The 12,721-nt window shown below is 74.3% G+C and carries 11 protein-coding genes; 6 read left to right on the forward strand and 5 right to left on the reverse strand.

From position 1 onward, the window contains the following. The first annotated feature begins 112 nt into the window (after nt 1-112). The gene (locus tag ACFYYN_RS13310; RefSeq protein WP_500323564.1) at nt 113-1,099 is read left to right on the forward strand and encodes an ArsR/SmtB family transcription factor; all 987 of its coding nucleotides are present in this window, start codon (nt 113-115) and stop codon (nt 1,097-1,099) included. 32 nt (nt 1,100-1,131) lie between these two features. Here the strand turns inward: ACFYYN_RS13310 and ACFYYN_RS13315 are convergent, their stop codons facing one another. Next, nucleotides 1,132-2,865 (reverse strand): MFS transporter, encoded by a 1,734-nt coding sequence (locus ACFYYN_RS13315; protein ID WP_500545837.1) that lies wholly within the window; start codon nt 2,863-2,865, stop codon nt 1,132-1,134. A gap of 297 nt (nt 2,866-3,162) precedes the next feature. On the opposite strand from ACFYYN_RS13315, the gene ACFYYN_RS13320 reads away from it, so the two are divergent. Further along, nucleotides 3,163-4,818 carry a hypothetical protein gene (locus tag ACFYYN_RS13320; protein ID WP_500545838.1) on the forward strand — a complete coding sequence of 552 codons (1,656 nt, stop codon included), beginning with the start codon at nt 3,163-3,165 and terminating at the stop codon, nt 4,816-4,818. Between the two features lie 88 nt (nt 4,819-4,906). Here ACFYYN_RS13320 and ACFYYN_RS13325 read toward each other — a convergent pair whose 3' ends face one another. Next, nucleotides 4,907-5,758 (reverse strand): hypothetical protein, encoded by an 852-nt coding sequence (locus ACFYYN_RS13325; RefSeq protein ID WP_500545839.1) that lies wholly within the window; start codon nt 5,756-5,758, stop codon nt 4,907-4,909. A 77-nt stretch (nt 5,759-5,835) separates the two neighbouring features. After that, on the reverse strand, nt 5,836-5,970 hold the full coding sequence (locus ACFYYN_RS13330) for a hypothetical protein (protein ID WP_500545840.1): 135 nt from the start codon (nt 5,968-5,970) through the stop codon (nt 5,836-5,838). 465 nt (nt 5,971-6,435) lie between these two features. Here ACFYYN_RS13330 and ACFYYN_RS13335 point away from each other — a divergent pair, with 465 nt between their 5' ends. Further along, nucleotides 6,436-6,738: a putative quinol monooxygenase gene (locus ACFYYN_RS13335; RefSeq protein WP_500545841.1), complete on the forward strand. Its 303-nt coding sequence runs from the start codon at nt 6,436-6,438 to the stop codon at nt 6,736-6,738. A 187-nt stretch (nt 6,739-6,925) separates the two neighbouring features. Beyond that, nucleotides 6,926-7,384 carry a universal stress protein gene (locus tag ACFYYN_RS13340; RefSeq protein WP_500545842.1) on the forward strand — a complete coding sequence of 153 codons (459 nt, stop codon included), beginning with the start codon at nt 6,926-6,928 and terminating at the stop codon, nt 7,382-7,384. Between the two features lie 252 nt (nt 7,385-7,636). On the opposite strand, the gene ACFYYN_RS13345 is transcribed toward ACFYYN_RS13340, so the two are convergent. After that, on the reverse strand, nt 7,637-9,235 hold the full coding sequence (locus tag ACFYYN_RS13345; RefSeq protein WP_500545843.1) for a phytoene desaturase family protein: 1,599 nt from the start codon (nt 9,233-9,235) through the stop codon (nt 7,637-7,639). A gap of 404 nt (nt 9,236-9,639) precedes the next feature. On the opposite strand from ACFYYN_RS13345, the gene ACFYYN_RS13350 reads away from it, so the two are divergent. Next, nucleotides 9,640-11,184 (forward strand): serine/threonine-protein kinase, encoded by a 1,545-nt coding sequence (locus tag ACFYYN_RS13350; protein WP_500545844.1) that lies wholly within the window; start codon nt 9,640-9,642, stop codon nt 11,182-11,184. A gap of 24 nt (nt 11,185-11,208) precedes the next feature. Here ACFYYN_RS13350 and ACFYYN_RS13355 read toward each other — a convergent pair whose 3' ends face one another. Continuing rightward, nucleotides 11,209-11,421 carry a hypothetical protein gene (locus ACFYYN_RS13355; protein ID WP_500545845.1) on the reverse strand — a complete coding sequence of 71 codons (213 nt, stop codon included), beginning with the start codon at nt 11,419-11,421 and terminating at the stop codon, nt 11,209-11,211. 312 nt (nt 11,422-11,733) lie between these two features. On the opposite strand from ACFYYN_RS13355, the gene ACFYYN_RS13360 reads away from it, so the two are divergent. Next, nucleotides 11,734-12,642 (forward strand): SGNH/GDSL hydrolase family protein, encoded by a 909-nt coding sequence (locus ACFYYN_RS13360; RefSeq protein WP_500545846.1) that lies wholly within the window; start codon nt 11,734-11,736, stop codon nt 12,640-12,642. The last annotated feature ends 79 nt before the right edge of the window (nt 12,643-12,721 follow it).

A 12,721-nucleotide genomic window follows, 5' to 3' on the forward strand; every position in this document is an offset into this window, starting at 1 on the left:
CTGCCGTCCGTCGGCCATCAGACTGCGCCAAGGGGGCTCGCCACGGCGAGACTCCGTGCCACGATTCGAGCACGTTCGAAGGAACCCGGGATGCGGGGCGGCAGGGAGAAGGATGATCGAACTCACCGTGGACGCCGCCGGGTTGGCCCGGTCCCACTTCGCTGTCTCGCCGCTGCACGAGGTCGCGGCGACGCTGCTGCCGTGGGGCCTGCGCCCGGACCCGGAGGCCGATCCGTGGGTGACGCGGGCCCGTCGGGTGCTGCGCCGCGCACGGCTGCCGTTGCTGTCGGAGCTGGCGCTCGACGGGGGCGGCTACCTACCGGACTTCCTCAGCCCGCATCCGTCCGGTCCCTCGCCCACCGTCGAGGAGGAGCTGGAGCGGGTGCGTGCCACGCCGCCCGGGCGCGTGCTGGGCGAGTTGGCGGCGTTGCGGGACGGCCGCCCCTGCAACGGGCTGGCCGGGTCGGAGCTGCCGCCCGGGGTGCGGCGCGCGATGGCGCGGGGCGGCGGACACGTCGCCCGGCAGGTCGCGGAGGAACTGCGGCGCTACTGGGAGCTCGCCTTCGCCCCGCACTGGCCCGGCGCGAGGGCCGCGCTCGACGCGGAGGTCGACCGGTGCGCGGGCGTACTGGCCCGGCAGGGCGCCGCGGGGCTGTTCAACTCGCTGCACCCCGCGATCCGGTGGACCGGCGGCACGCTGCGCGTCGAGAGCCGCTTCTCGGTGGGGATCGCCGCTCCCCTGGTGATCGTGGTGCCGTCGCTGGTGGCGGCGGGGCCGAGCGTGGTCGTCGACCCGGTGCGCGGCGGGCGGCGGCCGCCGATGGTGGCCTATCCCGTACGGGACAGGCCGGCCGCGCCGGCGGCCCCTTCCGCCGAGCTGGCCAGGCTGCTCGGGCCCACCCGCGCGGGGTTGCTGGGGGCGCTGGCGCGGCCGGCGTCCACCACGCAGCTCGCGGCGCGTCACTTCCTGAGCGCCGCCACGGTCTCCTACCACCTGGGGGTGCTGCACCAGGCCGGTCTCGTGACCCGTTCCCGGTCGGGGCGGACGGTGCTGTACCGGCGTACGCCCGCCGGGTCGCGCCTGACGGGGCGGGGCTGACCCCCTGAGGCCCGCCCCACCCAGGCCACCGGTCAGGCCGTGACGGTCTCGCCGGGCAGCGCCAGGTCGAGGTCGACCAGGCGCTCGTCTCCCGCGTGCGTGGCCGCCGAGGCGAGGGGGCCGTGCCCCGCCGCGCGCGCGGCGAGCACGTACGGGCCACCGGCCGGGACCGCGAGCGCGTAGCTGCCGTCCTCCGCGGAGAGCGTCGCGCCGGCCTGCCGCCCGCGACGGTCGATCAGGGTGACCTTGGCACGGGCGACCGGAGCGCCCCCGGCGCCCACGACCCGGCCCCGGAAGCCACGCAGGACCTCCTCCGCACGCGCCAGGCCGGCCTCCTCCTCGCTGCCGGCGCGCAGCTGCAGGCCGGTCCGCCGTCCGGGCAGTCCGAGGGCGAGCAGCAGGCCGAGGAGGACGGCGCCCGTGGCGATGAGGAACGAGACGCGGAAGCCGTGCATGGTCGGGATGGCGACGCCGTTGACGTGCTGGGCGGTGTTGGCCAGCACCATGCCGATCACGGCGCTGGACACCGAGGTGCCGACGGACCGCATCAGGGTGTTCAGGCCGTTGGCCGCGCCGGTCTCGGAGGCCGGCACCGCGCCGACGATGAGGGCGGGCAGCGAGGAGTAGGCCAGGCCGATGCCCGCGCCCAGGATCACCGAGGTGAGGACGGTCTGCCAGACGGCGTCCATCAGGCCGAGGCCGCCGCCGTAGCCGGCGCCGATCACCAGCAGGCCCATGATCAGCGTGGTCTTCGGGCCGAAGCGGGCGGACAGGCGGGCGTAGACGGGGGCGGTGAACATCATCGTCAGGCCGAGCGGGGCCACGGCCAGACCCGCCACGACCATGGACTGGCCCAGGCCGTAACCGGTGGCGGCGGGGAGCTGGAGGAGCTGGGGCAGGACGAGCGAGACGACGTAGAAGCTGACCCCGACCATGATCGAGGCGAGGTTGGTGAGCAGCACCTCGCGGCGGGCGGTGGTGCGCAGGTCGACCAGCGGGGCCTTCACCCGCAGTTCCATCACGCCCCACAGCAGCAGGACGACGGCTGCGGCGGCGAACAGCCCGAGGGTGGTGCCGGACGACCAGCCCCAGTCGCTGCCCTTGGTGATCGGCAGCAGGAACAGGACCAGGCCGGTGGACAGGCCAAGCGCGCCGGGCAGGTCGAAGGTGCCCTTCGCGCGCGTCGGGGACTCCGGCACGACGGCCAGGGCGAGGACGATGGCGAGGACGCCGAGACCGGCCGCGGCGTAGAAGAGCGCGTGCCAGTTCGTGTGCTGGGCGATCAGCGCCGCGCCGGGCAGCGCCAGGCCGCCGCCGACGCCGATGGAGGAGCTCATGAGTGCCATCGCCGAGCCGAGCCGCTCCCGCGGGAGCATGTCGCGCATGAGCCCGATGCCGAGCGGGATGGCGCCCATGGCGAAGCCCTGGAGCGTACGGCCCACGATCATGGTGAGCAGCTGGCTGGTGACGGCGCTGATCACCGCGCCGACCACCATGACCGCGAGGCTGGTGATCAGCATGCGGCGCTTGCCGTAGAGGTCACCGAGGCGGCCCATGATCGGGGTGGCCACCGCGCCGGAGAGCAGGGTGGAGGTCAGCACCCAGGTCGCGTTGCTCGGCGCCGTGTGCAGCAGCTGCGGCAGGTCCTTGATGACCGGCACGAGCAGCGTCTGCATGACCGCGACAACGATGCCCGCGAAGGCGAGTACCGGGACGACCGCCCCGCTGGCTCTCCGGGCGGGCAGGTCGGTCGTCGTGAGCGTCATGGGGTGAGGCCTCCGGGCAGAGGTAGGACCGTGGTGGTCATGCGTGTCGTGTACGTGAGCTGCAACCCCGTATGCCGAGGCAACTATTCCGTCACCCGGAAACCGTAAAACACGCATTTGACCGGCTTATTTGGCTTTGGTGCCGACACACACGGATCCCTTGCGGCACGACGGCCCCAACTGTGACCGCTCTGTGATCTTCCCGTGCACAACGGTGCGGATGCCCGGGAGGTCTGAAGGACGTGCGCCCAGAGCGGCGCACCGCTTCAGACCCCGACATCCGACAAGGAAACGTTGATGAGACGTCCCGTCCGCAGATCCGTCTCCCGGGCAGCGATCGGTCTCGTGGCGGCCGCCGCTCTGGCCGCCGGGTTCGGCTCAGCCGCACCCGCCCTCGCCGACGACGGCGCCCCACTGCCGGTCGCGATCACCGGCGCGAGCCACGTGGATCTGTCGCTCCAGGGCGACGACGACGACCCGAGCCAGCCCCAGGTCTCGCTGCGGCTCTCCGCGCCCGGCAGCGACGAGCCGGACGACGACGGGGTGGTCCCCGTCGTCCACCATGGCCCGTACACGATCAAGATCGACGCCAGCGGCCTCGAGGGCGTCGCCGCCGTGAAGCTGCCCTGCGACGCGACCGGCCTGACCGCCGTCTGCGAGCGCGACGACATCAACGCCGGGGAGGCGTACAACCGCATCGGCGGCATCCGCCTCGACATCGACGCCGACAGCGCGGCCGGGGACTTCGGCACCATCAAGGTGACCGGCGAGGGCGAGGGCGTCGAGTTCGCGCCGCTCACCATCGACGTGCTGGTCGGCGGTCCGGAACTGCTGGGCCGCAAGCTCTCCGAGCCGAAGGGCCTCGCCGCCGGCGACACCTACGAGGCGCCGGTCGGGTTCCGCAACGTCGGCGGCATGGCGGCCGACGGCGCCGTGCTCCACTTCCACGGCTCGCGCGGGCTGAGCTTCCCCGACAGCTACGGCAACTGCGCCTACAAGCAGACCACCGAGGGGTCGCTGCTCTACCAGGGCACCGACGCGATCTGCACCTTCCCCGGCACCTACAAGACGGGCACGGCCTACACCCTGTCCGGACCGCTGAAGGTCAAGACGGCCGCGTTCGCCCTCAGGGACGGCTTCAGCTACGGGTTCTCCGCGGTCGGCGCGAAGAAGGCCGAGGCGCTGCTGGAGAACGACGGCTACACGCCGGGTACCGGCGCGCCGCTGACCCTCGAGGAAGTCCCCGGCGCCCCCGCGGGTGACTACACGCGCTACACCGATCTCGACCTGCCCAGCCACAACACCTACGACCTGGTGCTCACCGGTGCCTCCGCCCGGGGCGACGCCGGCGACACGGTGAAGGCGGAGATCGGCTTCCGCAACGACGGTCCGGCCTGGATCAGCGCTCTGCGCAGCGGCGGGGAGCCGATCATCTTCTCCGTCGCCGTGCCCGAGGGCGCGAAGGTGACCAAGAGCCCCAAGGGCTGCAGCTTCACCACCATCGACGAGGGCGTCAAGGGCCACCTGTGCTGGGTCGACACCCCGCTGCTGGAGGACGCGAAGCTGAGCTTCCCGTTCGAGCTGCGCATCGACAAGGTCGTGAAGAACGCCAAGGGCAAGGTCGCCCTGCCTGCGTGGAACAACCCGGTCGAGCCCGAGCAGTCCAACAACACCGCCTGGATCGTCCTGAACGCCACCGGCGACGGCGACGGCTCGCAGGGCTCCTCCGGTGGCCCGTCGGCGACCCCGGAGCCCACCGCCTCCGGCGACGACGAGTCGGGCTCCGCCGGCACGTCCGGCAACGGCGGCTCCTCGTCCTCCGGCGGTGACTCCGGCGGCGGCCTCGCCTTCACCGGCGCCGGCGGCGCGCTGCTCCTCGGCGGCTCCGCGATCCTGGCCCTCGGGCTGGGCGCCGTGATCATCGTCGTCGTACGGCGCAGGAGCGCCGCCTGACGCCGCACCGCCACCACGCGACGGCCGCCACGCCCCTCGGGGCGCGGCGGCCGTCGTCGTACGGGGTGACGGGGGGCCAGGCGGAGGTCTACCGCCCGCCGAGCTCCACGGGCCCGCCGGTGAAGGCGTCGAGCAGGATCCGCCCGCCGAGCGGCCGGTCCAGGCGGACCGTCACCGGGTCGACGAGCAGTTGCGCGGTGCACGGGCCGTCGTCCACGCCGCGGACCGTGCCGCGGAGCACCACGCTGTCGCGGGTCTCCAGCACGTCGACGGCCGGACCGTCGTCACAGGCGCCGTGCTCCGCCTGGACAGTGACGCTCCGGCCGTCCTCGGCGACCTTCCGCAGCCCGTGCAGCGGCATCCCGGGATCGGTGGCCTGGGAGAGGGCGGCGATCGGGGCGCCCGGCAGCCGCGCGGGGCTGATCGCGGCACGCACCAGCGGGGTGTCGTAGCCGTCGAGCGTGAAGTGCCAGGCGGGGACGCGGGCCTCGCCGCGGCTGGTGAGCAGGGTCATCTCGCCGAAGGTGGCCTTGGTGACGGTCAGCGGGTCCGCGCGGCCCTGCGGCCCCTGGTCCAGCCCGTCGTAGGCCTCCCGTGCCGTCATCGGCGTGACGGGCATCGACGTCCCGTCCGCCCAGCGGATGCGGCCCTCGTGCTCGGTGCGGGGCAGCGCCCCACGGTGCTCGAAGTTCCGCGTGAGGTAGGCCTGCTTGTCGGCTCCCGTACGGAAGGCGTTGTCCGGGAGCCGGACCACGTCCTCCAGCGGGTAGAAGCCCTCCCGCCACGATCGTGCGGCCTCCGAGCCCTCCCAGGCCTCGGCGACCTCCCGCATGCGCGCGGTGGCCGCACCGTCGTCGTCCGCCGCGGACACCGTCCGCGCTCCGCATCCGGCGGATCCCACGAGCAGACAGACGGCAGCCACCAGCACGAGCGGTCTCATGACGCCTCCCCAAGGCAGTGGGCCCCCTCGGAGCCCGCCGATGTGACGTGCCGCCCCGGCAGCGGGTTCCGCCCGCGTCACCCGCCGGGCGGCGCGGGCGGCGCGGACGGGTTCCTCCGGTTGCCCACCCGGGTGAACAGCCCCGCGCCCGGGGGCAGTCCCAGGAGGATGCCGGCCTGAAGGGCGAGGTCGGCGGCGGGCAGGGACACCAAGGAGGGCGACGGTGAAGCCGAGCACTCCCGTCGCCGCCACGACCAGTGCACCGACCGCGGCGGCCACGCCCCGGCGGCGAGGACGCTCCCGCGCGGCGTCGGCGACGGCACCACCACCGATCAGGGCGGTCACGACCGGCGCCGTGCTCGCATCGGGCAGCAGGCCGAACGGCCGGAGCAGCAGGGTGATGGCGCCGAGCGGCACCAGCGCCATCACCATCAGCCACGCGGTGGGTGCGGCCACAGCACGGGGCCGGCGCCGGCCGGTGCCGGACGCGTCGGGGCGCTCGGTCGCCCGGGCCGCGAGCCTATCGGGGCTCCCGGCCCATGGGGCAGGCCCGAGACACCCGGAACGACGCCGCGAAATGCCGGGCCGGCTTCGCGGGGGGCGCCGGGCCGGCCGGGTAGCGTCGCCCTCACCAGCGGCCCCGAGGGGCCGTCCCTCCTGCGACCTGGAGCACCGGTATGCCCGCGTACGGATTCTTCGTGGAGTTCGAGGCCCGGCCGGGCCGGGAGGACGAGGTCGTCCGCTTCCTCGTCGACGCCAAGGCGCTGGTCGACGCCGAACCGGGCACGTTGGCGTGGTTCGCCTTCCGCCCGGGGCCGTCCTCCTTCCGCATCTTCGACGCCTTCGAGACCGAGGAGGACCGCGAGACGCACCTGCGGGGCAAGGTGCGGCAGCGCATCGAGGCGCTCGGTGACGAACTGTTCGCGGTGCCGCCCGTCATCACCCCGGTCGACGTCCTCGCGGCGAAGCTGCCCGGCTGACGGGGCGCAGGGTACGGCAGCCACCGGGCTCAAGGGGCACCCCCCCGCCGCGGACGGCCCCCGCAGGTCGGCGCAGACTGTGAACGGAATGTTCACGCCGTACGACACCGCTGGTCAGGGGAACTCCACCACCGCAGGCCTCTACTGAGTCCGCGAACCCCTGCTCAGCCCTGGAAGAAGAGAAAAGATGTCCATGTACCAGCGCATCATGGTTGCCGTCGACTCCAGCCCCTCCCGCCAGTCCGCCCTGCGCACGGCCGGGGACATGGCCCGGCTGAGCGGCGCCGCGGTGCACGTCGTGCACGTGCTCGCCTCGACGGTCGCGTTCGACACCGTCATGACCCTGGAAGAGGACTCCGACGCCGGCGCCGTCGTCGACGAGGCCGTCGCCACGCTCCACGACATGGGTGTGGCGGAGGCCGACGGTGAGCTCGTCCGCGACGTGACCACGCAGGAGATCGCCGGCGCGATCTCCGCCGCGGCGGAGCAGTTCAAGGCTGACCTCCTGGTCGTCAGCCCCCACCACCGCGGCTCGGTCGCGGCGTTCTTCAACCCCCGTGTCAGCGACGCCATCGCCCACACCAGCCGCATCGCGGTGCTGCTCGTCCCCGAGGAGCGGGCCGAGGGCGACGACTCCGCCGCCTGACCGCGCCGTTCTGGTCGGCCCGTCCGGCTCCGGCGAGCCGGGCGGGCCGCGCCCGTACGACCCCTCACGGCGTGGGCACGTGCTCCAGGAGCATCCCCGGCGTGCTTGACTGCGTGCCAGAACTCCTCCGGCACCGGGTGGTCGAAGAACGCCACGCTCGCGACCGCCGGGTGCCCCAGCGGGAAGCGCACGGCAGCCAGGGGACCACGCTCCCGTCCGGCGCACCATGCCCGCTGCGGCGCGGGCCCGGGGTCAGCGGCGCCCGGGTCGTCGTGCGCCGCGGATGAGCTGCTGCGCGGCGAGGTGGCCCGAGCCCCCGCCGAGGCCGGGGCCGGGGTGGGTGGAGGCGCCGATCTGCCACAGCCCGGGGACGGGTGTGGCGTGCCGGGGCGCGCCGGGCAGCGGTCGCCACAGCAGGCTCTGGTCGAGTTCGGCCGAGCCCCCGTACGGGTCGCCGGCCACCGCGTTGGGGTTGTGCCCGGACAGGTCGGCCGGGGTGACGGCGTCCCAGGCGAGCACCTTGCCGGGCAGGTCGGGGGCGTGGCGGGCCACCCGGGCCAGGACCCGGCCGACGTAGCCCTCGGTCAGTGCCTCCGTCCAGCCGCCGCCGACGTCGAGTTCGCCGGCCGCGTCGCCGACGGGCGCGAAGGGCAGTTCCTGCAGCTGGATCCACAGGGACGCGGCACCTTCCGGCACGCGGGACGGGTCGAGGACGTACTGCTGGCCGACGACCACCGTGGGCCGGCGCGGCAGCAGGCCCGCCTCGGCCTCCGCGCAGGCAATCCCGGTGCTCGCCGATCCGTCGCTCAGGTGGAACAGCGGGATGCCGGCGAGCCGGTCGTCGATCCAGCCGGGCGGGGCGGAGAGGGCGACGTGGAGCTGCATCGCGGCGCGGCCGTAGCGGTAGCGCCGGGCCTGGTCGCGGACCGCGGCGGGGACCGGGGCGTCCTGCGGCAGCAGTTCCCCGTACAGCGCGGTCGGGGTCACCGAGGCGAGGACGGCACGGCGGGCGTGGATGTGCTCACCGCCGCCGGCCACCCCGGTGACCCTGCCGTCGGTGAGGAGCAGCCGCTCCACCGGGTACCCGGTGCGGACGTCCACGTGGAGTTCCCCGAGGAGCGTCTCGAAGGCCCGGACGAAGTTGCCGGCGCCGCCCGCCACGACGGGCACCCCGTAGCCGTGGAGCGAGGCCGCGAGCACGGGCAGCAGCAGGCCGCCCCCGGCGTGGTCCGGGGACAGCCCCGCGTGCAGCAGCCAGGGCACCCACAGCAGGTCCGCCTCGTCGCCCCGGAACGCGCCGCGGCAGTAGGAGCGTCCGCTGGTGACGGCCGACCGGAGCCAGGCCTCGGTGCCGGTGAACCGTTCGCGGCGCACCAGCTTCGCGATGTGCCGCAGCGTCCGTGGCGAGCGGGGCTCGCCGCTCAGCATGCCGCCGATGGCGTCGGCGTTGTCGAGGAAGCGCCCCAGCATCGCCAGGTAGGCAGCCCTGTCCTCGGCCCGGCCGAACGCCTCCGCCGTGGTGGCCGCGTCGCGGTGCACCAGGAGCACACGGCCGTCGTCGGTGACGGTGCCGGTGACGAAGCCGTCGCCGTTGCGGTACTCCAGGCCATGGCGGTGCAGGTCCTCGCCGAGGACGGCGTAGGCCCCTCCGGACACGAACAGCGGGTGCCAGGAGGAGTAGGTGTCGTGCAGGTATCCGGGCAGGGTGCGTTCCTCGGTGGCGATGAAGCCGCCCAGCCGGTCGCCCTGTTCCAGCAGGGCCACCGACCAGCCGTCCTTGGCCAGTTCGGTGGCGGCGACCAGGCCGTTCACACCGGAACCGACGACGACGACGTCGACCGTGCGTGCCATCACTGCTCCTCGGATGCGTCACTCCGGGAGGCCGCTCCACGGGAACCGGCCGGGGCGACGTCCCCGTGCGGCCATGGTCCAGCGTGCGCGCGGGGCGGGACACCCGCACCTCGGGCGGGCCACGCCCGGCCGCCACCGGTCCGGTCCCGGCGCGGGTGGCGGCCCCGGGGGCGCCGCTTCGTGGGGCGCGACCACGTGCTTCGGTCGACGTGTCGCACCGACGCACCCAGGCCGTCCACGCCCTTGCTGTCGACGGCCGGCGTGCCCGATGCTCATATCCCCAGAGCCACATCGGTCGCCCCCCGTCAGCCGTGGCCCGGTCCCGCGAACCGCCCCCTCCGGTAGCGGGCATCGGCGCGACCCGCCACCGCGTGCGGGGGGGCCGGTCATCAAGGGGGGGTTCGATGCGGACTGAGCGGGTGATCCCGGTGTTCCAGCCGTTGGCACCCGGTGATCCGGCCACCGTCGCGGGGTACCGGATCGCCGCCCGCCTCGGTGAGGGGGGCATGGGGACGGTGTACCTGTCGTACACACCCGGCGGGCGCCCGGTCGCCATCAAGGTGATCCGGCCGGACCTGGCCGGGGACCACGAGTTCCGCCGCAGGTTCCGACTGGAGGTTCACGCCGCCCAGCAGGTGCAGGGCCTCTACACCGCGCCGGTCATCGACAGCGACACCGATGGGGACCGCCCCTGGCTCGCCACGGCGTACGTGGCCGGACCCTCCCTGCAGGCGGCCGTCGGCCGGCACGGGCCGTTCCCGGTGCCTGCCGTGGCGCTGACCGTCGCCGGGATCGCCGAGGCCCTGCAGGCCATCCACAGCGTCGGCATCGTGCACCGCGACCTCAAACCGTCCAACGTGCTGCTGGCCGCCGACGGACCGCGGGTCATCGACTTCGGGATCGCCCGGGCCGCCGACGCGACCTCGCTCACCCGCAGCGGCGTCATCGTCGGCACCCCCGCCTTCATGACCCCCGAGCAGGCCTCCGGCGCCCCCTGCCTGCCCCCCACCGACGTCTTCGCCCTCGGCCAGGTCGCCGTCTACGCCGCCACCGGCCGGCCCGCCTTCGGCGAGGGCACCCCGCACGCCGCGCTCTACCGCATCGTCCACGCGGAGCCCGAGCTGTCCGGTGTACCCGATGAGCTCGCAGAACTGGCCCGGCTGTGCCTGAAGAAGGATCCGGCCGCCCGCCCCACCCCCGCCGAGGTCATCGACATCTGCCGTCGGATCTCACCGCGGACGGAATTGCGCCGCCCCGAGGGCTGGCTCCCGCCGGCCGTCGCCGCCGACATCGGCCGCCACACCACCATGCCCGCCCCGCCCGCCCCACCGCGCTCCCCCGGCTCGGCGCGGCGCCGCGGACCGGGCTTCGTCGTGGCCGTCATCGCCGGTCTGGCGGCGGCGTGCGTCGGCGCGCTCCTCCTGTACGGCAGAACCGTGGACGGGGCGGGCGAACCGGGCGGGGCCGGAGCGCCGGACCGCGACTCCGCGTCGCGGACCGCTCCGGGCGGCGGCGAAAGCGCCGCACTGGACGAGGACCCGCCGTCCACGTCGTACAAGGGCATCGACGTGCCCTACCAGTACACCATCTCCCTCTCCGAGCTGCCGCCCAAGCCGTACCACCCCAGGGTCGGCCCGTACTACGAAGGGGACTTCGGCTACGCCTGGGGCCCGCGCGGCTGGGGCTTCGCCACCCCCGAAGGCAACACCTTGGTGCTGCTCACCAGCCGTCAGACCGGGTCGCTGGCCACGTGCCGCTCCGCGACCCGGTACTCCCAGGAGATCTCACGGAAGAACGCGGTCAGGGGCAGCCGGGTCTGCGTGGTCACCGCCGCCGGTCACATCGCGCTCGTCACGGTACGGGGCTACTCCCCTGAGGATGCGGACAACGACTACGCCACGGTCGACCTGACGGTCTGGCAGAACGCGCAGACGCCCGCCGAGGATTGACCCGCCGCACGCGGCCGCCGGTTCTCAGGCCGGCGCGGGCAGCGGTCCCCCGGCACGGTGCCTGCGGGCCCGGCCGGGGACCGTCCACTCGTACACCGGCCCCACGACCAGCCAGGCGACCGTCCAGGGCGCGCGCACGCAGGCCAGCAGCCCGCGCGGCCACGGGGGCCGGGGAGGGTGGGCGCTCCGGTCCTTGCGGTGTGCGCCGTGGAGCCGTGCCGGATCGTCCGTGCTCATGGGGATCACCTCGTCGTGGCGGGGCCGTCGACCTGTCTGCTCTCTCGCCACCAGCAGACAGGTGACGGAAGGCGCTGTCATGCCCCGAGATCGCGGGGCTTGAACGGCCGCCGGGGATGTGCAGGGCGCCGGCCCGGCCGGTGGCACGCCGGGCACCGGCGTTTGCGTCTCCCGAAGGCACGATGATCTACTTGCTTGGCGCAGCAAGTAGCTTGCGGGCGCGGCGTGATGCCGCCGCAGGAGCCGCTGCGAAGCCGGGGGCCGCCTCGTCCGGCGGCCCGGACGGCCAGGAACCACGACGAACGGACACAGATGAAGAGAACACTGACCCGGCCCGGCACCCGTCGCGGGGTCGCACTCGGTGCTGCCGCCCTGACGGGCATGGTGACGCTGCTGGGCTTCGGAGCAGGGACCGCCGGCGCGTCGCCGGCCGGCCACGGGGGTGGTGGACGGGACTACGTCGCGCTCGGCGACTCCTACGCGTCCGGCCCGCTCATCCCCGACCAGGTGGACCCGACGTGCCTGCGGTCGAGCAGCAACTACCCCTCGCTCGTCGCGGCGCGCGAGAACGCCCGTCTCACCGACGTCAGCTGCTCGGGTGCGACCACCGCGGAGATGACCGCGCCCCAGGGCGCCGCACCAGCGCAGCTCGCCGCCCTCAAGCGCGGCACGGACCTGGTCACGCTCAGCATCGGCGGCAACGACATCGGCTTCAGCAGCGTCATCGCCACCTGCGCCGGCCTGACGTCCGCCGACCCCACCGGAGCCCCCTGCCGGGCCCACTTCACCGCGGGCGGCCACGACCAGCTCGCGGAGCGCGTCGCGCAGACCGCGCCCAAGGTCGCCACCGTCATCCGCGACATCCACCGGCGCGCACCGCACGCCCGCGTCGTGGTGGCCGGGTACCCGGACCTGTTCCCTGACGACGGATCGGCCTGCACCAGCGCCACGGTGCCCTTCGCGGCCGGTGACTTCTCCTACCTGCGCGACACGGAGAAGGCGCTCAACGCCATGCTGGCCAGCCAGGCCCGCAAGGCGGGCGCGCGCTACGCCGACACCTACACCCCGACCATCGGGCACGACATGTGCGCGCCGGCGGGCACGCGCTGGATCGAGTCCCTCGCCCCCGCGACCCCGGCGGCACCGGCGCACCCCAACGCCCAGGGCGAGGCGGCCATGGCCGGCGCCGTGCACCGGGTCGTCACCCGTCATCACCGCTGACTCCGGTCGGCGCCGAACCCGTACGGTGACCGAGGACCCGCCTCCCCTCGGGAAGGCGGGTCCTCGCCGTATGACGTGC

This window comes from Streptomyces sp. NPDC001902 (assembly GCF_042891295.1).
Lineage (GTDB): Bacteria > Actinomycetota > Actinomycetes > Streptomycetales > Streptomycetaceae > Actinacidiphila.